This window comes from Streptomyces sp. NBC_00490 (genome assembly GCF_036013645.1).
GTDB lineage: Bacteria > Actinomycetota > Actinomycetes > Streptomycetales > Streptomycetaceae > Streptomyces > Streptomyces canus_F.
On the sequence record NZ_CP107869.1, the window covers coordinates 800,861 to 826,040 of the forward strand.

Sequence of the window (25,180 nt, forward strand, 5' to 3'; positions counted from 1 at the left end):
CACCTCGCCATGAACTCACCGATCAGTCATGGGAGTTGCAAACCGCGGGCCGCGACGGCCCGGCCGCGGGTGTCGGACCGGCAGAGCACACGTCAGTCGGCGTTGTCCGCCGTGTACTCGGTCCCGGTCGGCGCCCGGCCCCTGGAATGGGGTGAGTTGAGGTTCTCGACCTCCGGCCGCCGGTCCTGCGGCAGAGCGAAGAAGGTTCGTACCGCCGTCGGACAACCGGATTGTGCTGGTGCCTGTCGGCCACGTGTGGTTTCCTGACCCCATGACCGTGCTCGTGACCCGCCGCCACGTTGACTACGTGCGTGTCACCACCACGCGTTGTCCGTCCGTGGGCTGACACCTCGCTCCGGCTTCTACCCGGCTTTTCCTCCCGCGCCTTTGCTACCGCGCTGCACTGACCGCTGCCCTCGTCCGGGCGCGGCTGTCGGCCACGCGGTTCCTTCGCGCTTCCCCGTCCCCGCAGCGCGGGGATCTCCGCCCTCCGCACAAGGGAGCAGCACCATGAGTCAGCCGATCGACTCCGTCACCGCAGGCCACACCCCCGAGGAAGAAGCCGCCTGGCCCGACACGTCGGCCTGGTCGTTCGAGACCAAGCAGATCCACGCCGGTGCCGCGCCGGACCCGACGACCGGAGCGCGGGCGACCCCGATCTACCAGACCACCTCGTTCGTCTTCCGCGACACCCAGCACGCCGCCGACCTGTTCTCGCTCGCCGAGCCCGGCAACATCTACACCCGCATCCACAACCCCACCCAGGATGTCTTCGAGCAGCGGATCGCCGCGCTGGAGGGTGGCGTCGCCGCGGTGGCACTGGCCTCCGGGCAGGCCGCCGAAACCCTCGCCATCCTGACGCTGGCGAGCGCCGGTGACCACGTCGTCTCCAGCACGTCCCTGTACGGCGGTACCTACAATTTGTTCCGCCACACCCTGCCCAAGTTCGGGATCGAGGTGTCCTTCGTCGACGACCCGGACGACACCGAGGCCTGGGCAGCGGCGATCCGCTCGAACACGAAGGCCCTGTTCGCCGAGACGCTCGGCAATCCGCGCGGCAACGTGCTCGACGTGCGGGCGGTTGCGGACGTCGCGCACGGGGCGGGTCTGCCGCTGATCGTCGACAACACCGTGCCCACGCCCTATCTGCTGCGGCCCATCGAGCACGGCGCCGACATCGTCGTCCACTCGGCGACCAAGTTCCTCGGTGGGCACGGCACCACCATCGCGGGCGTCGTCGTCGACGGCGGCACCTTCGACTTCGGCGCGCACGCCGACGTGTTCCCCGACTTCAGCGAGCCCGACCCGAGCTACCACGGCTTGCGGTACTGGCCGGCGCTCGGGCCGGGCGCGTTCGCCGTCAAGCTGCGGGTGCAGTTGTTGCGCGACCTCGGTCCCGCACTCTCCCCGCACTCCGCGTTTCTGCTCCTGCAGGGCGTGGAGACGCTCAGCCTGCGCATCGAACGGCACTCGGCGAACGCGCAGGCACTGGCCGAATGGCTGGAGCAGCGCGACGAGGTCGCCGCCGTCCACTACCCGGGACTGCCGTCCAACCGCTGGTACGAGGCCGGGCAGCGCTATCTGCCGCGCGGCTCCGGCGCGATCCTCGCCTTCGAACTGCGGGACGGGGTCGAGGCAGGCAAACGGTTCGTGGACGCCGTCGAGCTGTTCAGCCATCTCGCCAACATCGGTGACGTACGCAGCCTGATCATCCACCCGGCGTCCACCACCCACAGCCAGCTGGACCAGGCCCAGTTGGCGGCCACCGGCACCTCCCCCGGCCTGGTGCGCCTGTCGGTCGGCATCGAGAACCTCGCCGACCTCAAGGCCGACCTGGAGGCAGGCTTCCGCGCGGCCAAGGCCGCATCCTGAACACCGTACTGACGCCCTCTCAGGTCCCCCTCCCGCCGGCCTCCGGGGCCTGGCGGGAGGGGGACCCGCCCGGACGCCGCCAGTGGCACGTCCGGGAAAAGCCGCTTCCGCTGGAGGCGGGCGGTGAACTGCCCGGCGTGCGGCTGGCGTTCGAGACGTGGGGGCAGCTGGCGGTGGACCGCTCCAACGCGGTACTCGTGCTGCACGCCCTCACCGGAGACAGCCATGTGGTCGGCCCCGCCGGCCCCGGCCACCCCACGCCCGGCTGGTGGAACGGGCTGATCGGTCCCGGTCTGGCCCTGGACACCGACCGCTGGTTCGTCGTGGCACCCAACGTGCTCGGCGGCTGCCAGGGCAGCACCGGGCCCTCGTCCGTGCGCCCCGACGGCCGTCGCTGGGGCGGCGCCTTCCCGTACCTGACGCAGCGTGACCAGGTGCTGGCCGAGGCGGACTTGGCTGACGCGCTGGGCATCGACCGCTGGGCGTTGGTGGTCGGCGGCTCGATGGGCGGCATGCGCGCGCTGGAGTGGGCCGTCGCCTATCCGCAGCGCACCGACGCCCTCCTGCTGCTCGCCACCACATCGGCGGCGAGCGCGGAGCAGATCGCCTGGGCCAACATCCAGCTGCACTCCATCCGTTCCGACCCGCACTGGCACGCGGGCCACTTCCACGACACCGGTCAGGGCCCGCACACCGGACTCGGCCTGGCCCGGCGGCTCGCCCACATCACCTACCGCAGCGAGCCGGAACTCCAGACCCGCTTCGGCCGCTCACCGCAGGGCGCGGAGGACCCGTGGTCGGGCGGGCGATACCAGGTCGAGTCCTACCTCGACCATCACGCCGCCAAGCTGGTGCACCGCTTCGACGCGGGCAGCTATGTCGTGCTGTCCGAGGCCATGAACAGTCATGACATCGGCCGCGGTCGCGGTGGTGTACGCGCCGCTCTGAACCGGGTGACCGCAAGGACCCTCGTCGCCGGAGTCGACTCCGACCGCCTCTACCCGCCCTCCCAGCAGGCCGAGTTGGCTGCGGGTATCGCCACCTCAGATCACCTCCGCGTCATCGAATCCCCCTACGGCCACGACGGCTTCCTCATCGAGGTGCAGCAAGTCGCCGCACTCGTGGACGAACTCGTTCTCTGATCCTTCGAGGATCCGTCCTGGAAAGGCACCACTCATGTCCCCCCAACCCGCGAACACGGCCGTGGCCGTCCACCCGCTGCTCGCCGAGCGCTGGAGCCCGCGCTCGTTCGACGCCACGCACACGATCAGCGACGAAGAGCTCGTATCACTGCTGGAGGCGGCCCGCTGGGCTCCCTCCGCGCGCAACGCGCAGCCGTGGCGCTTCCTCGTCGGACGCCGCGGCGACCCGACGTACCAGCACATCTTCAGCACTCTGGGGACCACCAACCGGCTGTGGGCGGGGACCAGTTCCCTGCTCGTCGCGGCGGTGGCCGCCGAGCGCCTCGCGGACGGCACACCGCATCAGAGCGCCGCATACGACACCGGGCTCGCGGTGGCCCAACTGTCCGTACAGGCACACGCCCTGGGGCTGCGCACCCATCAGATGGGCGGCTTCGACCCCGAGCGGCTGCGCACGTCGCTGGGCGTCCCGGACGGCTACCGGCCGCTTTCCGTCACCGCGATCGGCGCCCTGGCCCCGGCCGATCTCCTCCCACCGGATCTGCGCGCCCGCGAGACCGCCGCCCGCGAGCGGCGCCCCCTGTCGGAGACGTTCTTCGCGGACGCCTGGGGTACTCCGCTTCCTGTTCGGCACCATGGTTGAAAGGGGGCGCCAGATGCGTGCCTACGGATTCAAGTCGAACGGCGGCCCGGAGGTCCTGGAGGAGATCCAGGTACCGACACCGGCACCGGGCCCCGGTCAGGTACTGATCGAGGTCGCGTACGCGGGCGTGAACTTCGCCGAAGTGCAGCACCGGCGCGGCGAGTTCGGTGAGCCCGACGGCCCAGGCGGCTACGACGTGCCCGGGCTGGAGGTCTCCGGCACGGTCGCCGCGCTCGGCACCGGGGCAACAGGGCCGGCTGTCGGCGAGGAGGTCGCCGCCTACCTTCCCGCTTTCGGCGGGTACGCCGAGTTCGCCGTGGCCGACGCGGAGTTCGTCCGGCCGGCGAGTGGGCTACCCCTGGCACATGCGGCGGGAGTCCCGTGCGTCTATCCGACGGCCTACGGCGTGCTGACGGACGCGGGACGGCTGCGCGAGGGTGAGAGCGTACTGATCCATGCCGCGGCCGGCGGGGTCGGATCGGCCGCGGCACGGATCGCGCGTGCGCTAGGTGCGGCACACGTCTTCGGTACCGTCGGCTCCCCCGGGAAGACGGAACTGGCCACCGCTCTGGGCTACGACGCCCTGTTTCCCCGGGAAGGCTCCGCGGACGCGGTCCGGGAGACCACCGCGGGCCACGGAGTGGACCTGGTGCTGGACCCGGTCGGCGGGCCGGTGCGGCGGGCGAGCCTGGACGTACTGGCCCCCTTCGGCCGGGTCGTCGTCTACGGGGACCTGGGGCTCCACCAGGACTGGACGGCGGACGCGTGGGACCTGTGGAAGAACAACCGAAGCATCGCCGGGTACAACATCGGCGACGTGGCCCGCCGCTCCCCGGCCACGATCGGCGAGCACCTGTCCAGGGCACTGTCCCTGCTCGCCTCCGGAGCACTTCCCTACGCCCCTCCGACCGTCATCCCGTGGACCGAGGTCGCCGAGACCCACCGGCTCTTCGAGGCCGGCGCCACCAGCGGGAAGACCGTGCTCGACATCGCGGGGCACGCGGAACGCAGCCCCGCGTGAACGAGCGACCGGGCGCGTCCTCCAGGAAAGCGCGCGGACTCTCGGAGCCGGGGCGATGGGACGTTCGTACGGGATGCCGTATCCGCTCTCGGTCAACTGCCGCGTGCCGAGGGCGAGTCCGAGGCGGGAGCGGCCGGGGCCGGCGAGGGAGAGTCGTATCCGAAGGTCTGACGATGGGAGCAACGACCTCACTCGCGACCGGCATTTCACCTCATGGACGACAGCTTCGTAGCGGCCTTCCAACGCGGCCTCGCAGCAGGACCATCCGGACGGACCGACTTGCCTCTGACGCACACGTCAAGGAATAGCGTGCGCCGACCGCTACGGCCGGGCAGTCACCGACGCGCCCCCTATCGGTTCCTGAAGTCCTGTCAACTGACGCCTGGAGTGACCGAGATGACCGCCGCACCGCCCTCCACGACCCGAGAGATCCGTCTGGTCACCGCACCCGAGCAGCTGCCCGGGGCCGATCACCTGTCCGTAGTCGAGACGCCGCTGCCCCCGCCCGGGCCGGCCCAAGTCGTGGTCCGCAACCAGTACTTCCTCGTCTTCCCGGGGCTGCGCACACTCATCGGAGGCGAAGCCAAGGACGTACCCCTGCCCTCCGTCCGCGTCGGGGACGCACTGTTCGGCCCCGCCGTCGGCGAAGTCGTCGCGGCCGGCCCCGGCAGCGGGTTGCGCCCCGGCGACAAGGTGACCCACCTGCTCGGCTGGCGCGAGCACGCCCTGCTGGCGGCGACCGACTGCGCACCGCTGGACGACGCGCTGCCCGACCCCGTCGCATACCTGTCCTCCGGTGTCGCCGCGTACGCAGGACTCACCCGACTGGCCGACGTACGCCCCCATGACACGGTCCTCGTCACCGGAGCCGCCGGCGCCGTGGGCAGCCTGGCGGGACAGGTGGCCCGGCTGCTCGGCGCCGGTCGGGTCATCGGCACCACCCGCTCGGCGCACAAGGCCGACCGGCTGCGCACCGAACTCGGCTACGACGCGGTGGTGGTGCCGGGCGCGACGCCGTTCGCCGAGCAGCTGGCCGCTGCGGCGCCGGACGGCATCGACGTACTGCTGGACACGGTCGGCGGCGAGCAGCTGACCTCTGCTGTCCGCGCCGCACGCCGTGGCGCACGGTTCGCGCTGATCGGCGCACTCTCCGGGCAACTGTCACCGGAACCGGACAGCGACGGCGCCAGTGCGCCGGCGGAGATCGACACCTTCCGGATCATCACGCAGGGCATCACTCTCCGAGGATTCAGCAGCGCGGACCTCAGCCAATCGACAGACGAATGGAACAAACGCTTCGGTGACTGGCTGCGCTCCGGCGAGATGGTCTTCCCGCATGTACGGATCCCGGGCATCGATCGCGCGCCAGGAGCGTTGCAGGAACTGATCGAGGGGCGGCACACCGGCACCGTCGTCGTGGAACTCCCGCAGCGGTGAGACAGCGGTGACGCGAACGCCGACGTCCCTCGGCCAGTCGGCGGCGCGGTACGAGCGGAGGCGAGCAGCGGGATGCGGATCGGGGACGCGGCGGCAGCGGCAGGGACGACACCACGCGCACTGCGGTTCTACGAGGAACGCGGCCTGCTGCCACCACGACCTCGAACGCCGGCCGGACAGCGTGAGTACGGTCCGGCCGACGTGGCACGGGTCAAAGTGATCCGGGAGCTCCTGGCTCTCGGACTCACGGTGGAGGATCTGGGCAGCCTTTCCGACCGCATCCACCTGCTCGTCGACGACCCGCGGCAGCGCTGCGCCGACAGCTCGGACGGCCCCGGCGCCGTCGTCGTGCACCGCAGACTGGCGACCCTTGACGCCGAGATCGACCGCCTGACCCGGCTGCGGACCAGGCTGGCGGGGCGGACCACCGCAACGGAGTGACGGTGGTCCTGTGCAGCGTCAGCCGCCGAGCCGTCCTCGAAACGGTGGACCGCACCTCGCACGGCGACGCTGTTGCATTCGGGCAGATCAACAACCTGGGGCGCGGCCACACTTCGCGCACTCACGCCCCTCTCACGCTCCTGATCAAGCTTCAACTTCACGCGCTGGACCTTCGGCATGGCAGCCCCGCCCTGCCCACCTCGCACCCGAACTGGAGCAACCTCACCGACTGACCGCTCTCAGTCGCTCCCGTACGCGCGCAGGAAGACGTCCACGGCCGCATCCGCGATGACGCGGAGCTCGGCGGCCGGGACCCGACGGGTGCCCAGCCGGGAGCGGGACTCCAAGGGGCCGGTGAGCAGGGCGAAGAAGTGTTCGGCGGCCTGCTCCGGATCGCATGGACGCAGGCGGCCGGCGAGCGCCAGGCGGGCCAGCCGGTCGGCGAGCGCCGCGCGGGGACGGTGCGCGGTGCGCTCCTGCACCGTCTCGATCAGGTCGGGGAACCGCGCCATCTGAGCGTAGGTCAACCAGCGCAGCGCACGAGCGCGTTCGCCGCAGCAGACCCGCAGCAGTCGCTGAGCCAGGTCCGCAAGCGCGACACGCAGGTCATCGTCCGGGGCCCGCTCGCGCAACCGCTCGACGAGCGCGAGGTTCTCCGCCATCACAGTGTCGGCCGCTGCCTCGATGGTGTGACGGAAGAGGGTCTCCTTGTCGTTCAGGTGGCTGTAGACGGTCGGTTTGGCGACGCGCGCCTCCTCCGCGATCTCCTGGACGCATGCCTGTGCGTATCCGCGCCGCGCGAAGACGGCGAACGCGCCGTCCAGGATCGCCTGTCGCTTGTCGACCCGCCCGCGCGAGACGCCATTGCCCGCGCTTGACGCTGTTGAACTCATGGGTTCATTCTAAGTGCACTACCGATAAGGACGATTTACTGAACTGACGAGTTCAATCAAGGGTGGGGAACCATGATCGTTCACACGCTGCGCTTCGCCTTCAAGGACGAGACGACCGAGGAGCAGAAGGCCCAGGTGCTCGCGCTGATGCGGCGAACGGCGTCCGTCGAGTCGGTCTCGTTCGCAACAGTCGGGCAGAGCCTGGGCGATCCCGCCGAGGGCCTTACCCACGCCTACTGCGTGGGCATTGAGGACCTGGAAGCTCTGGAGCGGTACATGCACGACCCGGTTCACCTGGCGGGAGACCCCGAGATCCTCCCGCACCTGGCCAAGATCTCCATCGGCCCCGACCTTTCCGACGACATGGCCCCGGAGCTGGCCGACGAGATCATCGCGCTGCACGAGAAGAAGGCCGCCATGCACCCGGAGTGGGCCGCCCAGCTCGAACCGCTCCTTGAGATTCAGCTCGCCTCGGGGCTGTCAGATCGTTCATGACCGGAGGGGCCGCCGTCCTCGCGGATCCGACCGCGATGGGCCACTGACCGCGAGGACGGTACATGGCGGGCTTGGCGGTGTCGGCATCCGTCAGGGCGCGTTGCACTCAGCGGTCTCCGCGGTGTAGCGGGCGACGACCGCAGCGGTGGCGCGGTGCTGTCGGGCCAGTCCGCGGGCTCATCGGGAATGGCGCGGTCCGAGATCCCTCCCCAGACATCGTGCGTCTGCCCGGATGCTGGCTGACCTTCCGCGCCAGCAGCTTGGCTCTTGCCGTCCGATCCCCGGCTACTGCGGCCGCTGATCGTCGGGCAGCGGATCCAGCGTGGTCCAGATCCTGACTGCCGCGGCAGGTGCTGCCATGGTCCCGGGCGGGGGTTCTTGGTAGGCAATGACCATGCTCAGCGGCAATTGTTGGTCCATGTTGTAGTAGCCCAGAAAAAGCCCCAGATCACGGCAGAGAGCGTGGGCTTCCCGCCCCGTCATCCCGACCACGTCAGGGACTTCGATACTTGCCGGCCAGTCACCCATCTCCGCACCATACGGCCGACTCCGCCGCAGCGGCGAGGCCTCCGCGCCACGACGAAACAACGTCCCGCACACCCACACTGGCAGCCTGCCTGGCACCGAACGAGCCGACCGTTGCCTCATGCAAGTCTGCGGCATCACCTTCTCCGCGACGGCGCGAAGACAGTGCTTGAGCATAGGCCCGGCTCGACGGGGTAGACGGACGGCGCTGGACGGGGAAGGACCGTGACCTGGGGAGGTCAAACGGTCCTTCCCCGTTCTCATGACTGCACGCAAACTACCCATCCCCAGGCCCGTCCCCCCGAACGCCTCGACGTCGCCCCCCGACCGCGTGCTGGGTGATGTCAGCCGCCTGGTGTAGCGGCGCGGGATTCTTGACTTCGCAGGTCAGTTGACCGATGCAGTCGCTTCGCGCCGGATGGGCGTGCTTACGCCCGCGCGCAGCACGCGCTGCGGCCGGGTGAGCCAGCCGGCTATCCCCACCTCGCCCCTGAGCGGAGCCACACGGCCGGTATGGCTACACCACGCGGCGGGACGCCAGCGCATGCTGCCCACTGCCGCCCACCGGGCGAACTCCCGCCCGCCCCGACAGCCATGAGGACGATCCTGCGCGAGGCCTCGCGCAGGCGGCCTCCGCCATCGCCGACGCAAGATGGCGGCCGCCCCACCCTCATTCGCAACCCTGGCGGCCCGGCCACCTCCGTCGGTTCCGAACTGGCCCACCCCGATGGCTTGCCGGACCTACTGCGCCGCCTGTCCGACCCGTGTCGGCTGCGGGGCCCACGTCACCACGGACTGGTTATGGAACGATCACCAGCGTCACTCAGACTCACGTCCTCGCTCCCAGCCGAACGCGAGAACGGTTGAACCGCGGAACCACCGAACTGGCCTGTGAGTCAAAGGCCATGGCTGAGAGGATTGAGATGAAGCAAGTCATCGTCGCCGTAGCAGTAGTTGCCGGGGTGCTCACAGGCTGTGCGACTACAGGTGAAGACAAAACGGCTGCCCGGTCGGCATCGCCCGGCCGGGAGATCCCCTTCGACCTCTATACGCATTGCGGAATCGACGAAGCCCGTATTGGCTCGACATTTTTCGAAGCAGAAGTCCCGCTCTCCGACGGTTCAGGAAACCCGCCCGAGGGATGGGACAACCCTACCCAGCCTGGCACGATGACGTTGAAGTCCGAGACGGAAGCCGTCTTCACCGACGACGCCGGACATGAGGTCCGCTTCCGCGCCCGGCCGGGCGCGAGCACCTACAAGCGTGTCTGCGCGTAGTGGATCTGCTGAACTGACAGGCCATCACGAACCGCACGCTCTGGGCCTACGCTGAAGCCCCGTCTGGCGTGCGGAGCGCGTCGAGGACATGCGGCCAGGCAGCCGCCCCCAACAGCGCGTCGGCTTCGGGAGTGCCTCCATACTCATAGCGCGCGGATGCCGACGCCGGGCTCTCGCCGGGAAAACGTGGGCGGTGACCGGCATCGTGACGAGCGATCAGACGCACTGAGGCCCCGGCTGAACGCCGACGTTGTGCCAGTTGCTCAGCGAAGGCAAGAGACGGCCACATCGCATCATCACCACCGGCGACCAACAGCAGATCACCCCGCGCCGTCTCCACGGGAATTTCCGCAGAAGGCAGCAGCTCAGCAAACGTCCTCTCGCTGAGCTCGTACCACCCGCGGATGGCGACCGGCCCACCCTCCGCCTGTGCGGGAGTCCAGGAATCGTCCAGCGGTACGAAAGGCAACCCCTGCCCTCGCCACGTCCAGGACGATCGGTAAGGACGGTGCAGACCATCACGCCCTGGTCCTACGTTGCACCAGACCCGAGACGTGGGCGACACCGCGATGACGAGGTCCACGCGCACGTCGTGCACTGCCGTCAGCAGAGCGGCCTCGGCCCCCTTGGAAGTGCCCAGAATGCCGATGCGTTCCGCGCCGTTCAGCCGCAGGAAGTCGACAGCCGCGGTGAACGTCTCCAGGGGGATCTCGCAGATCCCCGGCGACTGCCCCGGACCGCCGAACCAGCGGATCGACACCGCCGTCATGCCCTGCCGGGCAAGGATGCGTGCCCTCTCCCGCTCGATCCGCCCGCTCGAACCCGCCAACACCAGGACACCAACATCACTGCCGCCGACTGGAGCGGCCAATACGCCCTCCCACGGATCGGTCAGCTCGCGCTCAAGGACATCCACGTGAGCCCCTCGGTGAGTCCGCTGCAATCCGTCTGCTCACCTTAATCTTCCAGATCAATTGGGTGACGAGATGGGCCTCGTCACGACCGTAGGGAGAGCAGCGAGGACCTGTCCCGCCCAGGGATTCGGCCCCTGCTTGAGGATGGCGAGCCGGCGCGCCTGGTCGGTGGGCCATACGTCGATCCGATAGAGGAAGTGGTCACCGGGGCCGCCGTTGGTGTCGACGACCGGAGGCTCGGAGGGAACGTAGGAGACCCGGACGCGGAGCAGCCCACGGGGAACCGCCGTGCTCGGTCCGCCCTCGGGAAAAACTCCTGGGCTGGACACGGCGAGTTGGCCGGACTGGCGGCACGTCGACTGGTGTGCCGGCCGTACGCGCGCCGCCGGGAGCCCGTTCGACCACCCGGCGTCATCGGCCGACGCCCTGTCTCCCGGTTCAGGACCTCTGGACCGGCCGACGGTATCGGCGGTACCGTTGATACCATGACGCATCCGAAAGCCATGAGCCTGCGGTTCCCCGACCCGGCTCAGCATGCCGCAATCGAAGCCGCCGCAAAGCAAGCGGGCGTCAGTCTGCAGGAGTACATCCTGTCCGCCGCCTACGACCGTGCCACCGCCGTGGAAAACGCCTTCCTCGACGCCTTCCGTGCCTCGATGGCTCACAGCGCAGCCGCGTTCGCCGAGGAGAGCAGCACGGTCGACCCCAGTGCACAGCAGCGCGCAGCCGAGCTCCAGGCGCGCCGTGAGCTCGACGGACGGCAGCCGGGCCGGGGCCACGCCGCGTGACCCAGAACGAACCCCTCCACCCGCTCGATGTGGCCTTCCTTCTCCATGCCGCCGAGCTTCTGCCGGGCGACCCCCAGGTGGATGACTACGGCCCGCTGTATGCGGCCGTCGCCCGGGTCAACGCACGCGCCCTGGAACACGACGTGTACGGCTCCCTGCACCTCAGAGCCGCGGCACTCTTACAGACGCTGGTACGGCTGCCCTGTTTGGAGCACTCCAACGAGGCCTTCGCCTGGCACGCAGCCGAGGCGTACCTGGCGCTCAACGGATGCCGACTCGAGTACGCGCCCAAGGAAGCGGTAGCCCTGGTGCGGGATGCAGCCACAGGCGCCGCCGGAGTGGGCCTCATCGGCCGTCAACTGCGCGCCTGGAGCATCTCCTGACCCACTGCACGCAGCATCACCCGACACCGTGCCGGGCCCGGTTCGGGCCATCCCGCCGAGCGAACCGGATGTAGCCGTCCGGAATCATCGGCCGGTGTGCGGCGGCCAGCGCGGAGAAACCAGAGGACAGGCGCAGCTCGTCAATCGCACCCACCTCGCCCGGCGCACCGACGTGCGACAGGCCAGATGTCGATGGCCAGCTGTCCGAGCCCGCCGCACCCCCAGGGCTCTGTAGGCCTCATGCCTATCCCCCGTTACGTCCAGCTAGGACGGTCAGCTGATCTCTTCAGCCCCGAGCCACTCACCCCAGCAGGGCAGCCGTGAACATCTCGCGGTGCGCCACCAGCCACTCCTGGATGCGCTCCCAACGCCGCCAACCACCGTGCTCGACCAGCGCCCGGGTATAGAGGGGGTCATCGTCGGCCACTCGGTCGGCGACGAAGGCCCGGCAGGACGCGGTGGCCTGTTCGATCACGCCGGGCAGTTCAGTACGTTCCTGCAAAGAGAGGCCGTAGCCGTCGGCGAGGATCCGCAATCGTGCCGGGATATCCAGTCCCGCTGGATAGAGAACTGCCGCGGACGTGGGATCGAGCATGGGCACCCAGTAGCGGGCGGTCATGGCAACGTCCCACACCGCTCGGCCGGGGGCCGCCAGGTCGAAGTCGATCAGGGCTACGGCGCGTCCGTCGCGGAAGACGACGTTTTCCGGGCACACGTCGTTGTGGCACAGCATCGTCCCTCCCGCCGGGTCAGCCAGGGACCGGGGCCACTCCACGCCCGCGTCGACCACGATGGCCGCGCCGGCCTCGTGCAGACGCCGCAGCAGGCTCCCCACCGAGTGCAGCGCGGTCTCGCTCATCGCCCAGCGCGGAAACGGCGGCAGGGCGACGTCACCGGGGATGAAGGTCAGCTGCTCGCGGCCGTCGGCGGTCAGTTGGATCGGCCTCGGAGCCGCGTCGAACCCCTGTTCCTCGAGCGCGAGGAGATGGGCATGGAGGGCACGTGCAGTGCGCGGCGCCGGGCGTTCCACCACAGCACCGCGGCGGAAGACCGCGCCCGCGTTCGCCATGCCCCCGACCAGCGCTTCGCCCTCTGCAGTCTCGCCCTCAGCCGTCATGTCGATCACGCTACCGCCAGGTCGGCCAAGCGTGGGACGGTCAAGAACTGCGCTGCGAACTACGTTACGCGCATGGGTATTTGTCAGACGTGAGACGGGCCAGGCAGGCGACGCTCCAGACTGCGAGACCGTCATGGTCGGCATCCGTGTTCCGCGAAGATCCGCAAGACCAAGGTCGCCGGGACCACCCGACTCCGACCCTGCCCATGACAGGGCCGGCGTCCGCGCGGATTCTTCGCATGCTTGGTGAGATCGAGATGGAGAAGAGAAGCGGAAACGTCTCGCGGAATTGATCGAAAAAACAATTCATAAGCCGCTGTGACCGCATACCCAATTCATCCTGCCGTTGTCAGCCGGACCGCTTAACCGCGTTTTGAAACAGCATCGCTTCCAAGCTGCCACATTTCGTAGTTCCCGCATTCTGCCGTGATCTCGGCCGTCGCCTGAGCCGCGGCGAAGAAGTCATCGACTACTGGCGAGGTGCGCGATGCCGCCACCGCCAGGCACACCTGGTCGGGTGCCAGATCCGGGATGGGCACGTAGATGACGTCCGGGTGCGAATAGAACACGGACGCCGAACGGGCCAGGAACGAGATGCCCCGGCCGGCCGCGACATGCTCGAGCGTCTCGTCCACCCCACGCACCAGATACCCGGCGTTAGGGTGCGGGCGGTTGGTGGGCTGCGTACTCGGGTCGGCATCCCAGACCAGCGGTTCGCCGGCCAGGTCGGCCTCGGTGACCTCCTCTTTCCCGGCCAGCCGGTGGCCGGCGGGCAGTACTGCCACTCGCGGCTCGGGGTACAGCGGGGTGACGCGCAGGCCGGTCTCGTCGATGGGCAGCCGCACATAGGCGACGTCGATGCGGCCGTCGAGCAGCATCGAGGCCTGGTCGTCGCCTTCGATGCGCTGCACGTCCACGACCACGTCCGGATGCCGGGCCTCGAACGCCCGCGCCGCCGGGATGACCGGGATACCGGCCCGGAAACCGACCATCAGCCGCCGGCTGCCGCGGGCCGCCAGGGACACCCGGCGGCGGACCGCGTGCGCCGAGGCGAGCAGCGGACCGGCGTCGACCAGCAGTTGTCGGCCCGCGTCGGTCAGCGCTACGCCGTGGCGATCCCTGGTGAACAGCGGGGCGCCGAGATCCTGCTCGAGCGCGCGGATCTGCCGGCTGAGCACCGGCTGCGCGATATGCAGCTCATCGGCGGCACGGCCGAAGTGCAACTGATCGGCCACGGCGGCGAAGTAACGCAATTTGCGCAGATCCAGATCCATGGCGTCTCCCATTCCGGTGATGCCTTCAGGGTATCACCACGACTAAAAGAGGTCTTGGACACCCGCTCAGGCTAATGGCAACCTGAATAGGGACCTGAGGCCGAGGCGAATTCAGCACAGGCCCAGGGCCAAAATGAGCACATTATTTCGGATACCCATCAATTCAATGGAGCGACCGTGGGAAAGCTCGATGGCAAGGTAGCGGTGATCACCGGCGGATCCACCGGCATGGCGTTGGCCGGCGCCAAACTGTTCGTCCAGGAAGGAGCGCATGTCTTCATCCAGGCCCGGCGGCAGGAAGCACTGGACGACGCCGTCAGGCTGATCGGTCGTAACGTCACCGCCGTCCAGGGTGACGCGGCCGAACTGGACGACCTGGACCGCTTGTTCGACACCGTGAAGCGGGAAAAGGGCTCTATCGACGTGCTGTGGGCCAGCGCCGGGATGGGCGAACCCGCCGCGCTCGGTGAGATCACCGAGGAGCAGTTCCACCGCGCCTTCTCGCTCAACGCGCGCGGCACCCTGTTCACCGTGCAGAAGGCACTGCCGCTGATCAACGACAACGGCTCGATCTTCATGACCGGATCCAACGCCTCCCTCGGCGCCTTCCCCGGCTGGAGCCTCTACGCGGGAAGCAAAGCCGTCCAGCAGGCCTGGGCCCGCGTCTGGCTCAACGAACTGCGCGAGCGCAAGATCCGGGTCAACGTCCTGACCCCCGGCCAGGTCTCCACCGCCAAGCAGGAGGAACTGTTCGACGAGGCGACCAAGGCCTCATTCGAGTCCCTCATCCCCCGCGGAAAGATGGGCCGCCCCGAGGAAATCGCCACCATCGCCCTGTTCCTCGCCTCCGACGACTCCAGCTACGTCAACGGCCTTGAACTGGTCGCCGACGGCGGCACCACCGCCCTCTGACGCACACATCAGCTGGAAGTACCGGGAAAGGTGCGGCAGTTGACCAAGAGGCATCGCGGCCGACACCTGCGCCTGACCCGGCACGAACGAGACAGAGCGACACCTCGAGAACTGGAAGAGAGCCCACCTCATGAGCAGCATCACCCTCATCGGTACGGGGAACATGGCCCGTACCATCGGCACGCTCGCGGTAGCGGGCGGCAACACCGTTGAGGTCATGGGACGCGATCAGTCCAAGGCCGATGCCCTGGCCAAGGTTCTGGGCGGCGGCGCGACGTCGGGCAAGTGGGGCGCCGTCCCGGCCGGGGACATCGTCATCACGGCCCTGTTGTACGACGGCGTCGTTCCGGTCGTCACCGAGTACGGAGACGCCCTCGCGGGAAAGGTCATCGTCGACATCAGCAACCCCTTCAACGCCACGTTCGACGGCCTGGCTCACAGCGAGGAGACGTCGGTCGCGCAGGAAGTCGCCAAGGTGGCCCCGACCGGCGCCAGCGTGGTGAAGGCGTTCAACACCATTTTCCGCAATGTCCTGGAGAAGGGCCGGCCCAACGTCTTCATCGCCGGCGACAATGCGCAGGCCAAGGCGGGCGTGGCGGCATTCATCGAGAGCCTCGGGCTGCGCCCGCTGGACGTCGGCGGACTGAAGATGGCGCACTGGCTCGAAGGAATGGGCCTGGTCACGGTGAGCCTCGCCGGCAACGGGGTCGGCCACGGGGACTTCGCCCTCGGCGTCAGCGAATTTACCGGCTGAGCCCTCCCGGAGCCGAGCAGGCGACGAACAGAGCACCGTGCGCCTCACCAGGGCTGCCGAATCACCGACCCGCTGATGTCGGATGTCAACGTCGGCGGGCGACGAGGCCCAGGCCAACACACGCGGCCCGGCGTCCATCGAGAGCCTGGGCTTACGCCCGATGGACGCCGGGCCGCTGGCAAAGGTGCGGACGCCGAAGAACGTCATCCTCGCGCCACAAGGCGCCCACCCCTCCACCTACTCTCACAAGGAGCAGCAGCATGCGCGTTTTCGTCACTGGTGGGACCGGCCATGCCGGTTCGTACATCATCCCCGAGCTCATCGCCGCCGGACATGAGGTCACCGGCCTGGCTCGCTCAGACACGGCCGCGGCAGCGGTGTCAGCGCTCGGCGCGAAGGTGTGGCGCGGCGACCTCGAGGATCTCGACGGACTCAAGGAGGCGGCCGCGGACTCCGACGGCGTCATCCACGTCGCGCACAGGCAAGACCTGCTTCCCTCCGGCGGGATCGACGCCGTGGCCGCCGCCGAGCTCCCGATCATGCTCGCGTACGGCGAGGCACTGGCGGGAACCGGGAAGCCGCTGGTCGCGGCGGGAAGCATAGGCTCGCCAGGGAACCTGGGCCGGCCGGTCACCGAGGAGGACCCGGCCCTTCCCGGCGGGGATGAGTACAAGGGCACCCTGCGGGTTCGCAATGTCGTGGAAACCACCGTGGTCGGCCTCGCTGAGCAGGGAGTACGGTCTTCGGTCGTACGGATCGCCAATATCGCGCACAGCACGACCGATCGTGCAGGCTTCCTCGTACAGCTGATCGCGCTCGCGAAGGAGAAGGGTTTCGTCGGCTACCCCGGAGACGGCGCGAACCTGTGGAACGCCGTGCACGTCCGCGATGTCGCGTCCTTGTTCCGCTTGGCCCTGGAGAAGGGGCCGGCCGGCAAATGCTGGCACGCGGTTGCGGACGGGGCCGTCCCGCTCCGCGAGATCGCCGAGGCCATCGCCAGCCGTCTGGGCCTGCCCGCCGTCAGTGTTCCCGCGGACGTACTGATGGTGCCGGGATACTTCGGGTTCCTCGCGAACATCGTCACGCAGAACTACCCGGCCTCCAACCTCATCACCCGCCAGACCCTCGGCTGGGAACCAGCCCAGCCGAGCCTGCTCGCCGATTTGGACAACGGCCACTACTTCTCCGCCAGCTGACAACAGGGACCCGAATCACAAGGGCGGGCCAAGCCACAACACCCCAGCCCACGGCTGCCCTTTCAGACCTCCACCGGGCCTGACCTGTGGGTCCTTCGAGCTCAAACGAGCGGCGGCCGCTGAGCGGCCGATACCGGAGTACGGTGGCATTACCGAGCGCACCTCGCACGCCGTCATCCATTTCGGCGTCGCCCTCGGGGAACGGCAAGGCCGGAGCACATCGCGTCCGGACGGAAATGAGCCGCCCCACATGAGCCTTATGAGCCTCGGAGTACTCGCCTCCTCCCGCAAGGAGAACGAGTTCCGTCTGCCGCTGCACCCCCACCACCTCGACCGGATCGCCCCGGCCATACGCGAGCGGATCTTCCTCGAACAGGGCTACGGCGAACGGTTCGGCGTCGCCGACGACGCCCTGCGACCACTCGTGGCGGGACTGCGCTCCCGCGAGGAGCTCATCGCCGAGAGCGACATCGTCCTGCTGCCCAAACCGACGCACGACGACATCGCCGAGCTGCGCGAGGGCCAGGTGCTGTGGGGGTGGCCGCACTGCGTGCAGGACGAGAAGATGACCCAGATCGGCATCGACAAACGGCTGACCCTGATCGCCTGGGAAGCCATGAACCACTGGACCTCCACGGGCGCCTTCAGCGTCCATGTGTTCCACAAGAACAACGAGCTCGCCGGCTACTGCTCAGTGCTGCACGCCCTGCAACTCGGCGGACTGACCGGTAGCTACGGGCGCCGCCTGCGGGCGGTGGTCATCAGCTTCGGCGCCACGGCACGCGGAGCGGTCACGGGCCTGGGCGCCATGGGAGTCTCCGACGTCACCGTGCTGACCCAACGCGCCGCGGCAGCGGTGGCGTCACCGATGCCCTCGGTGGTGATGGGCCACTTCGAGGAGCAGGAGCACGATCCTTCGCGCCTGCAGGCCGTCACCGCTGCCGGTTCCCAGCCGCTCGCGGAGTATCTGGCCGGGTTCGACATCATCGTCAACTGCGTCCTGCAGGACACTGACGCGCCGCTCATGTTCGTCACCGACGAGGAACTCGCCCTCTTCCGGCCGGGAACGTTCTTCGTCGACGTTGCCTGCGACCAGGGCATGGGCTTCGACTGGGCCCGCCCGACCACCTTCGGCGAGCCCATGCTCTCGGTGGGATCCGGCTGCCACTACTACGCGGTGGACCACAGCCCCTCCCACCTGTGGAACTCCGCCACCTGGGAAATCAGCGAAGCGCTCCTTCCCTACCTGCCCAAGGTCATGAGTGGGCCCGCGGCATGGGACACCGACACCACCGTCAAAAAGGCCATCGAGATCCGCGACGGCGTCGTCCAGAACCCGAAGATCCTCTCCTTCCAGCACCGTTCAGCCACCTACCCCCACCCAGGGGTGAGTAGCACGCGCTGATAGCCGGCGGGTTGGCGGGCGGGGGTGCGACAGCAGGACGCTCACCTGCCGAGGGGCCCGGCCCCCTCGGGGGCGATCCGGCTGCGGACACGGAAGCGGCCGACCGTGTCTTCCTGCCCCGGGATCAGTTGGACGGCCACCGGTCCGGCGAAGATGTAGCCCTGTTCCGCGGCATGCCGACGCACGTGGCTCGACAAATGTGCGCCCAGTTGTCGGCTGGTGCCGGCCAGTTGCTGGTGTGACTGCGGTGGCAGCTCGATGACGAACGCATTGGGCACCAGGACACGTCGCCGGTCCAGAATCAGTGCACGGTCATCACACTCCCGGTACAGCGTCCTCACCACGTCCGCGTGATCGTGCTGTTTGTGGGCGAGCGGGATGAGCAACGTCCAGAGAGCATTGCTCCATCGCTCCATGGTGTGCTCCAGGGCGGCGAGGGATCTCATCTTCCGCGCCTGCCCTCCGGGTCACTGGACACGCTCGTCCGTACGGGTGCTGATCCGCGGCCGTACCGATGTCGTGTCGGCGCCCTCCCACCTGACGGCCACCGCCACGGTGCCCGGCCCCGCGCTCACGGTGGCGTCGAGCGAAAAGGGATGGCTGGAGTTTCTCCGGGCAGGCGAAAAGGGGTCTGAGTATCCATCCCACGGAGGATTGTGATCGTGCGCTCATCCGAGGAAGACGAGGAAGACCATAAGGCCCTGCACGGGGCGAGTCCGCAGACCGCGAAGCGGGCGAGGGATGTCACGCGCGGGTTCTTGTCCGCGGTGGCCGCACCTGCCGGAGATGACGCGGACGCTGTGCTGCTGGTGGTGTCGGAGCTGGTCACCAACGCGGTGCGGCACGCCGGTGGAGTGACCCGGTTCCGCCTGGTGGCCGGTCCGGGAGCCGTGACGGTGACAGTGGAAGACGCCAGCGCCACCGCCCCCTCGCTGCAGCGGAGCAGCGCAGGCGAACCGGGCGGGTTCGGCTGGCAGATGGTGCGGGAGCTGTCCGAAGACGTGGAGGTCAGCACCCGGCCCGGTGGGAAGACGGTGTCCGCGCTGCTGCCGCTGTCCCACTGACACGGAGGCCGGCTGGAGCGGCATCGCCGACGACGCGGCTCCAGCCCGCGCCCTCCGACAGCGAGTTGCTCCCGCGAGCCGACGCCGCAGCGCGCCGCCCATGAGCCCCCTACTCCCCCAGTACCCAGGCGACGCCCCCGTAGGTGTCGGTGCGTGCCGGCGAACCATTGAGCGTCGGAACAGTCATGCAGGCGGTGTTCTGGCGGAGTTGGGGTAACGGAAGGTGCAACCAACCCGAACGGGGGCCGTAATGGCACGCGGAGTTCTGCACGACAAGGCCGAGAAGTCAGCAGCGGGCCGGGCGGGCCCGGGCAGATCCGTCATCTCGTGGTGGGGCCGGGCGGTGGCCATGCTGCTGGCGTTCGCGGCAGCAGTGGCCTTCGCGGTGGTGCTGGCCCGACTGACGCTGGAACCCTCGGCCGCCTCCGCGTCGTTGACGCACAGCAATCTGCGCCCCGGGGACTCCATCCGCAACTACCTCGCGCAGCCCGCCTTCCGTGACACGGTCAAGCAGCTCGGCGGCAACATCGTGCTGGGCATCCCGTTCGGCGTACTGCTGCCGGTGCTGGTTCCCAAAGCCCGCGGGCTGCTGCGCGTGGCAGCGTGCACGGCGCTGTTGATGCTTCTGGTCGAACTCGTCCAGGGCGCCCTGATCACAGGGCGGGCCTTCGACATCGACGACGTCCTGCTCAACACGGCAGGCGCTCTGCTGGGCTACCTGCTCATCGGCCGTCGGCTCGGCCGCGCCGTGCACCCCCGGCGCCGTCACTGGTGGCACCGCCTGACCAAGCGACCGGCCAAGGCCGCCGACTGAGGCCCCCGTCAGTACACGGACCGCGACGACGAGTTCAGGCGCGATCCGTCTCATCTGCCGTGGGAGCCGCGACGGGGCCGAGCCATCGGCAGATCAGGATCGTGGCATCGTCCTGGAGCCGCCCGTCGTGGTGGTCGAGGAGCGTTTGGATGAGACGACGCAGGGTTTCGGGGACGGGCAGTCCGTCGGCATGCTGACGGACCAGAAGGTCGGTGAAGCGTTCCACTCCGAGTTCGTTGTCGCCGCGGCCGCGGGCTTCGGTGATGCCGTCGGTGTAGAAGACGATGCGGTCGCCCGGTTCCAGCTGCTCACGGCACACGGTGGTCTCCAGCCCCAGCGCCGTGCCCATCGGGTGTGCGGGTTTGCAGGCCAGCTGGCTGCTGGAGCGGCCCGCACGGATGAGTACCGGCGCGGGGTGGCCGCGGTTGACCCAGGTCAGCACGCCGGTGTCGGTGTCGAGATCGGCCAGGATGCCGGTGACGTAGCGCGTCCGGTCGTACTGCTTGATCAGTGCCCGCTCGACCGCTTCGCCGATGTCGAGAAGGCTCCCGCCCTGGCGGCGTGTGTTGCGGCAGGTCCCCATGGCCAACGCCGCGGTCAGGCCGGCGGCGGTGTCGTGGCCCATCGCGTCGAAGATCGATACGTGCACCGCCGAGCCGGCGGTGGCGTAGTCGTAGGCGTCGCCGCTGACGTGGTACGCCGGTTCCATCGCCGCGGAGATCGCCACGCGGCTGTCGGCGTACGTGGGAGGCGGCATCAGATGCCACTGCATCTCGGCCGCGATGTTCAGCGGTTCGGTGCGCATCAGCCGGGCGTAGGAGTCGCTGCTCTGTCGTTTGCTCACGACGATCAGCGCGAGCAGGGAGGCCAGCAGTTCCATGTTCTCCCGTGTGCGCGCGTCATCCGCCTGCGTGGTGAGGCGCAGTACGCCGAGCCGCTCGGTGCCGTTGAGCAACGGCACCCACCACTGTTGTGCCTCGGGGGCCGAGCTGCCGTTTTGCAGCACCTGCCCGTACTGGTAGGCCCGGCCCGGCAGCGTCCCCTCGATCTTGATCGAGGCTTCCTCGGCGCCCCCGTCACCCGCGGCGTCCAGTCCCTGGCCGGTCAGCAGGTGCAGCATCTCGCGCTGTAGGTCCGCCAGGTAGATCAGTACCTGCGTGAAACCCGCGTGCGCCGCATGCTCGGCCGTCTTGGCCGGCAGCCACTCCAGCGGTATCAGCTGGCTCGAGGCCAGCAGACCGGCCAGCATCTTCCCGCCGTCCCGGCCCTGATCGTTCACAGGATTTTCTCCCCACCCCGCGGCCCCGCCCGAGCCCCCGCACGTCGCCGTGAAGGAGGCGTGCTCACTCTAGCCTTCCGGGCACACGAAGCCTCCACGCTTCGCGCACACGCGGCCGCTGGGCACACCGCGCGGGTAGTCGGGTCGCAGCGGCAGAAACACCAGGCTCCGCCTGCCCGACCGGCACACCTGGCCGGGAGACAGCCTCAGCGGCGCATGCCGTTCCGGGGCCTGGTCCGGTGCGCAGGCAGACCCGTGTAGTGAGGTGATCAGGGCTCGAATCCGCCCACGGTATTCCCGCGTCTCGGCCCTTGTGGCGTGCTGGGAGCCCCGCGGTAGCCGTCAGGCGTGCGCCGGTGCGGTGGTACGCGCGGCTTCCTGGACATCGGGCAGGGGCAGCGCCAAAGCCTCGGCGAGTTCCGCCAGCTCTTCCGGGGTGGGGCGCACGGGGCCGGTGGCGCCGTCTTGGGCGAAGACGCGGATCCGTGGGGTGCGGATGCCGGTGCGGTCGGCGAGGTCCTGTGCGTTCAGGTGCCTGCGTCGCATGGTCTGTTGCAACAGCTGTGATAGTTCGGCCATTCGTTTCCCCTGCCCTGAACTCCGCGAGCCATGGCTGCTCTCACCGGTACGGGTGGCTGTGAGGCGGGGCCGAGCGGCCTTTGACCCGTGCGGAGTGCGGGCATTCCGGCCGTGATGTCAGGTGCGGCATGGCGGCCTGTTTCGCATACGGAGAGTTATGTCACAGGCATGTCGCGACCGTCGGGGGGTATGCGCCATTCACGACGCGCTCCATTTGGGGGCGCTCTTCTTTTTTCGGGAGCGATGATGGCGACGGCGACTTCGACGGTGACCGCTACTCACAGCAATCCCGCCTACGAATCCCCGCACGCGGACCGACATACCACCGGTTCGGGTGCCGCTGGTGAGGGCGTGTCGGGTCTTGAGGGTCTGCCGTCGCTGCCCGATCCGAAGCAGGTCGGGGCTGTCGACGCCAGGGCGCTGTCCAAGACTTTGTTCGCGCGGCTCGACGCCCTGGAGGAGGGCTCGCCGGAGTACTCCTACGTGCGCAATTCCCTGGTCGAACTCAACCTCGCCCTGGTCCGTTATGCGGTCGGCCGCATGGGGGTGCGCGGGGAGTCGTACGAGGACGTCGTTCAGGTCGGCACCATCGGTCTGATCAAGGCGATCAACCGCTTCGACCTGCAGTACGGGGTGGAGTTCCCCACCTTCGCGCTGCCGACGATCATCGGCGAGATCAAGCGGTTCTTCCGTGACACGAGCTGGTCCGTGCGCGTCCCGCGCCGCCTTCAGGAACTTCACCTCGACCTGAACCAGGCCACCGCCCGGCTCGAGCAGACCCACGGCCGCCCGCCGACCGTGGCGGAGCTCGCCGGAGAGCTGGACCTCGAAGAGGACGAGATCATCGAGGGTCTGGTCGCCGGGAACGGCTACACCTCGTCCTCTCTCGACTTTCCCAGCGATGCCGAGAATTCCGAGGACACCCTTGCCGACCACATCGGCTACGCGGACCCGGACCTGGAGAAGGTCGAGGACCTGCACGCTCTCAGGCCGCTCATCGCCGCTCTCCCGGAGCGGGAGCGCAAGATCCTTGCTCTGCGCTACGTCGGCGACATGACGCAGCGCGCGATCGGTGAGGAACTCGGGATCTCCCAGATGCACGTGTCCCGCATCCTCACTCGCACCCTCAACCTCCTCGAAGCAAAGCTCACCACGCGCCGGTAGGTCACGCCGGACGCCCGCACCCGTCGCCCCTGCCGGCGCACTGACGCGCACGGGCCCGGCGAGGGTGCTCGCCGGGCCCGTGCGGTGTGGATCACTGGTTCAGCAGACGACCGGAACAGTCGCGGACGTCAGCTCCTGGCCCACTGCTGGTTGCTGCTTCCGTTGCAGTACCAGACGTCGACCGCCGTGCCGTTGCCGGTGCCGCCGCCGGCCGCGTCCAGGCAGAGCTCCGGGTTGGCGACGCTGGTGACCGTGAGGTCCGCGTTCACGTTCCACTGCTGTGCCGCCGCGCCGGTGCAGTCGGAGATGGTCACGGGGTCGCCCGCCGTGGCGCCGGTGCCTCCCACCGTCATGCACTTGTTGCCGTAGACGGTGAGTTGCTTGTCCGGGTTCCAGTTCCAGGACTGGTTGCCGCCGTCGTTGCAGTCCCAGAGGTCGAGCTGGGTGCCGTTGGTCGTACTGAAGCCGGGCACGTCCACGCAGCGGTCGGAGCCCACTCCGCGCAGGACCTCGCCGGGAGGCGCGGGCGGCAGGTCGTTGACGGGCGGGGTCTTGCCGAAGCCGTAGCCCCAGCGCAGGAGCGCGACTCCGCTGGCGTTGTTGTCCACCAGGTTGCCCTCGGCGTCCAGCGACTCGATCGAGTAGGCGTCGCCGAACCTCAGCCCCGGCCAGTACACCAGGCCCATGCCCTTGCTGCGGGCGGTGTTGGTGACGGCCGCGAGATACGACGTGTAGATGTTGCCGTTCCAGGCGCCGTAGTTCAGACCGGTGGTCATCGGGGAGCCGGCCTCGTCGATGATGGTCCGGCCGGCGTACTTGCCGATGCGGGCCTCGAGGTCGGCGGTCCAGTCCGCCTGCTCGGTGTGGCTGGCCCAGAAGCCGTAGAAGTGCAGCGACAGCAGCGTTCCCCGCAGTTCGCGGGCCGCGCCGACACCGGTGACGTTGTCGTTGTAGCCGGTGCCGCTGATCACGACACGGCCGCGCGGGACGTCCTTGTGCTGGGCGAGCCAGCCGCCGGTGACGGACACCCACTGATCCAGGGTGTAGCCGTGCGGCTCGTTCATGGGCTCGAAGTAGACCCGCGGGTTGTGCTTGTACTCCCGCACCACGGTGTTCCACATCTTCTTCCAGGCGGCCGTGTCGTCGACCAGCCCGTCCTTGCTGCTGTCGGCCTCCCAGTAGCTGACGATGACCTTGTCGCCGTAGGCCGTGGCCGCGTCGATCGTCGCCCGGTACGACTTCCACCAGTTGGTGCCCACGGTCGCCGGGTTGATCGGCAGTCGCAGCGTGTTGGCGCCCAGGTTCTTCTTGAAGCCGCGCACCATGTGGCCCGTGGTGCGGTACACGGTGCGGTAGTCGTCGGTCACCTTCAGCCCGCTGGGCACCACCGCGTCACTGGCGTAGTTGTCCCGCGGGTCTGCCCAGTTCACCCCGCGGAAGTCACTGGTACCGCCCTTTGTCACGGGCTTCGCCGACGCGTACGAGGTGGCCGACGCCTCGGCGGCCGACTGCGCGAGGGCGGGTGCGGGGGCGGTCAGGAACATGAGTGTCGCGCCGAAGCCGGCCATGAGCACAGCGGCCAGTCTTCTCGACCTCGTCGAGGTCTCGGTCATGTCGTCTCCAGTGACGGGAATCGCGGAGGGCGGAGTGCGGGTTCGTCACCTGAGCCGAGGCAGTGATGAACCAGGGTCCGGATACAGCCACTTGGACCCCTGTAAACCGGCCATGGTTACGTAACCATTGCCCGGACACTCGCACGACGCCCGCTCTTGTGACAAGCCCCGTGACGCT

General features: G+C 68.7%; 27 protein-coding genes. 18 read left to right on the top strand and 9 right to left on the bottom strand.

Features of this window, described 5'->3' with window-relative positions; all coding sequences use genetic code 11:
- Positions 1-510: 510 nt before the first annotated feature.
- The 7 genes from OG381_RS03325 to OG381_RS03355 all read left to right on the top strand — a co-directional run bounded on the left by OG381_RS03325 (position 511) and on the right by OG381_RS03355 (position 6,789).
- Positions 511-1,872: a bifunctional o-acetylhomoserine/o-acetylserine sulfhydrylase gene (locus OG381_RS03325; protein WP_327714564.1), complete on the top strand. Its 1,362-nt coding sequence runs from the start codon at positions 511-513 to the stop codon at positions 1,870-1,872.
- Entirely contained in the window at positions 1,869-3,014 is a 1,146-nt protein-coding gene (gene metX / locus OG381_RS03330) for a homoserine O-acetyltransferase MetX (protein WP_327722370.1), read from the top strand. The genes OG381_RS03325 and metX overlap by 4 nt, the downstream gene beginning before the upstream one ends.
- Before the next feature lie 34 nt (positions 3,015-3,048).
- Positions 3,049-3,657, top strand: a complete 609-nt coding sequence (locus OG381_RS03335) for a nitroreductase family protein (protein ID WP_327714565.1) — start codon at positions 3,049-3,051, stop codon at positions 3,655-3,657.
- A 13-nt stretch (positions 3,658-3,670) separates the two neighbouring features.
- A complete protein-coding gene (locus tag OG381_RS03340) occupies positions 3,671-4,678 on the top strand; it encodes a quinone oxidoreductase family protein (protein WP_327714566.1) in 1,008 nt (335 codons plus the stop codon).
- A 396-nt stretch (positions 4,679-5,074) separates the two neighbouring features.
- Complete coding sequence (locus OG381_RS03345) at positions 5,075-6,115, top strand: MDR family NADP-dependent oxidoreductase (RefSeq protein ID WP_327714567.1); 1,041 nt, start codon at positions 5,075-5,077, stop codon at positions 6,113-6,115.
- 72 nt (positions 6,116-6,187) lie between these two features.
- Positions 6,188-6,556 carry a MerR family transcriptional regulator gene (locus OG381_RS03350; protein ID WP_327714568.1) on the top strand — a complete coding sequence of 123 codons (369 nt, stop codon included), beginning with the start codon at positions 6,188-6,190 and terminating at the stop codon, positions 6,554-6,556.
- Complete coding sequence (locus OG381_RS03355) at positions 6,553-6,789, top strand: hypothetical protein (protein WP_327714569.1); 237 nt, start codon at positions 6,553-6,555, stop codon at positions 6,787-6,789. The genes OG381_RS03350 and OG381_RS03355 overlap by 4 nt, the downstream gene beginning before the upstream one ends.
- A gap of 6 nt (positions 6,790-6,795) precedes the next feature.
- Here OG381_RS03355 and OG381_RS03360 read toward each other — a convergent pair whose 3' ends face one another.
- Positions 6,796-7,449 (bottom strand): TetR/AcrR family transcriptional regulator, encoded by a 654-nt coding sequence (locus OG381_RS03360; protein ID WP_327714570.1) that lies wholly within the window; start codon positions 7,447-7,449, stop codon positions 6,796-6,798.
- A gap of 72 nt (positions 7,450-7,521) precedes the next feature.
- Between OG381_RS03360 and OG381_RS03365 the strand changes: the two genes are divergently transcribed.
- Positions 7,522-7,944, top strand: a complete 423-nt coding sequence (locus tag OG381_RS03365; protein ID WP_327714571.1) for a Dabb family protein — start codon at positions 7,522-7,524, stop codon at positions 7,942-7,944.
- A 285-nt stretch (positions 7,945-8,229) separates the two neighbouring features.
- Here the strand turns inward: OG381_RS03365 and OG381_RS03370 are convergent, their stop codons facing one another.
- Entirely contained in the window at positions 8,230-8,472 is a 243-nt protein-coding gene (locus OG381_RS03370; RefSeq protein ID WP_327714572.1) for a PASTA domain-containing protein, read from the bottom strand.
- Positions 8,473-9,392: 920 nt separating this feature from the next.
- On the opposite strand from OG381_RS03370, the gene OG381_RS03375 reads away from it, so the two are divergent.
- Complete coding sequence (locus OG381_RS03375; protein ID WP_327714573.1) at positions 9,393-9,746, top strand: hypothetical protein; 354 nt, start codon at positions 9,393-9,395, stop codon at positions 9,744-9,746.
- A gap of 46 nt (positions 9,747-9,792) precedes the next feature.
- Here the strand turns inward: OG381_RS03375 and OG381_RS03380 are convergent, their stop codons facing one another.
- Positions 9,793-10,662, bottom strand: a complete 870-nt coding sequence (locus tag OG381_RS03380) for an acyl-CoA thioester hydrolase/BAAT C-terminal domain-containing protein (protein ID WP_327714574.1) — start codon at positions 10,660-10,662, stop codon at positions 9,793-9,795.
- A gap of 483 nt (positions 10,663-11,145) precedes the next feature.
- On the opposite strand from OG381_RS03380, the gene OG381_RS03385 reads away from it, so the two are divergent.
- A complete protein-coding gene (locus OG381_RS03385; RefSeq protein ID WP_327714575.1) occupies positions 11,146-11,448 on the top strand; it encodes a hypothetical protein in 303 nt (100 codons plus the stop codon).
- A complete protein-coding gene (locus tag OG381_RS03390; RefSeq protein WP_327714576.1) occupies positions 11,445-11,831 on the top strand; it encodes a fic family toxin-antitoxin system, toxin component in 387 nt (128 codons plus the stop codon). Before OG381_RS03385 ends, OG381_RS03390 begins: the two co-directional genes overlap by 4 nt.
- A gap of 301 nt (positions 11,832-12,132) precedes the next feature.
- Here OG381_RS03390 and OG381_RS03395 read toward each other — a convergent pair whose 3' ends face one another.
- Positions 12,133-12,948, bottom strand: a complete 816-nt coding sequence (locus OG381_RS03395) for a phosphotransferase (RefSeq protein WP_327714577.1) — start codon at positions 12,946-12,948, stop codon at positions 12,133-12,135.
- Positions 12,949-13,310: 362 nt separating this feature from the next.
- Positions 13,311-14,222, bottom strand: coding sequence for a LysR family transcriptional regulator (locus OG381_RS03400; protein ID WP_327714578.1), 912 nt, complete (start codon positions 14,220-14,222; stop codon positions 13,311-13,313).
- A 177-nt stretch (positions 14,223-14,399) separates the two neighbouring features.
- Between OG381_RS03400 and OG381_RS03405 the strand changes: the two genes are divergently transcribed.
- The 4 genes from OG381_RS03405 to OG381_RS03420 all read left to right on the top strand — a co-directional run bounded on the left by OG381_RS03405 (position 14,400) and on the right by OG381_RS03420 (position 18,489).
- Complete coding sequence (locus tag OG381_RS03405; RefSeq protein WP_327714579.1) at positions 14,400-15,134, top strand: SDR family NAD(P)-dependent oxidoreductase; 735 nt, start codon at positions 14,400-14,402, stop codon at positions 15,132-15,134.
- Between the two features lie 130 nt (positions 15,135-15,264).
- Entirely contained in the window at positions 15,265-15,888 is a 624-nt protein-coding gene (locus tag OG381_RS03410; protein ID WP_327714580.1) for an NADPH-dependent F420 reductase, read from the top strand.
- Between the two features lie 260 nt (positions 15,889-16,148).
- On the top strand, positions 16,149-17,084 hold the full coding sequence (locus tag OG381_RS03415) for an SDR family oxidoreductase (protein ID WP_327714581.1): 936 nt from the start codon (positions 16,149-16,151) through the stop codon (positions 17,082-17,084).
- Between the two features lie 250 nt (positions 17,085-17,334).
- Positions 17,335-18,489, top strand: a complete 1,155-nt coding sequence (locus OG381_RS03420; RefSeq protein ID WP_327714583.1) for a N(5)-(carboxyethyl)ornithine synthase — start codon at positions 17,335-17,337, stop codon at positions 18,487-18,489.
- 41 nt (positions 18,490-18,530) lie between these two features.
- On the opposite strand, the gene OG381_RS03425 is transcribed toward OG381_RS03420, so the two are convergent.
- The gene (locus OG381_RS03425) at positions 18,531-18,935 is read right to left on the bottom strand and encodes a DUF3662 domain-containing protein (RefSeq protein WP_327714584.1); all 405 of its coding nucleotides are present in this window, start codon (positions 18,933-18,935) and stop codon (positions 18,531-18,533) included.
- A 216-nt stretch (positions 18,936-19,151) separates the two neighbouring features.
- On the opposite strand from OG381_RS03425, the gene OG381_RS03430 reads away from it, so the two are divergent.
- Together OG381_RS03430 and OG381_RS03435 are read left to right on the top strand one after the other, a co-directional pair.
- Entirely contained in the window at positions 19,152-19,553 is a 402-nt protein-coding gene (locus OG381_RS03430; protein WP_327714585.1) for an ATP-binding protein, read from the top strand.
- 250 nt (positions 19,554-19,803) lie between these two features.
- Positions 19,804-20,367: a VanZ family protein gene (locus tag OG381_RS03435; RefSeq protein WP_327714586.1), complete on the top strand. Its 564-nt coding sequence runs from the start codon at positions 19,804-19,806 to the stop codon at positions 20,365-20,367.
- Positions 20,368-20,401: 34 nt separating this feature from the next.
- On the opposite strand, the gene OG381_RS03440 is transcribed toward OG381_RS03435, so the two are convergent.
- Together OG381_RS03440 and OG381_RS03445 are read right to left on the bottom strand one after the other, a co-directional pair.
- Positions 20,402-21,616: a PP2C family protein-serine/threonine phosphatase gene (locus tag OG381_RS03440; RefSeq protein WP_327722371.1), complete on the bottom strand. Its 1,215-nt coding sequence runs from the start codon at positions 21,614-21,616 to the stop codon at positions 20,402-20,404.
- Between the two features lie 372 nt (positions 21,617-21,988).
- Positions 21,989-22,192: an XRE family transcriptional regulator gene (locus OG381_RS03445; RefSeq protein WP_327714587.1), complete on the bottom strand. Its 204-nt coding sequence runs from the start codon at positions 22,190-22,192 to the stop codon at positions 21,989-21,991.
- A gap of 276 nt (positions 22,193-22,468) precedes the next feature.
- Between OG381_RS03445 and OG381_RS03450 the strand changes: the two genes are divergently transcribed.
- Positions 22,469-23,389, top strand: a complete 921-nt coding sequence (locus tag OG381_RS03450) for an RNA polymerase sigma factor SigF (RefSeq protein WP_327714588.1) — start codon at positions 22,469-22,471, stop codon at positions 23,387-23,389.
- Positions 23,390-23,517: 128 nt separating this feature from the next.
- Here the strand turns inward: OG381_RS03450 and OG381_RS03455 are convergent, their stop codons facing one another.
- The gene (locus tag OG381_RS03455) at positions 23,518-25,002 is read right to left on the bottom strand and encodes a ricin-type beta-trefoil lectin domain protein (protein WP_327714589.1); all 1,485 of its coding nucleotides are present in this window, start codon (positions 25,000-25,002) and stop codon (positions 23,518-23,520) included.
- Positions 25,003-25,180 lie beyond the last annotated feature (178 nt).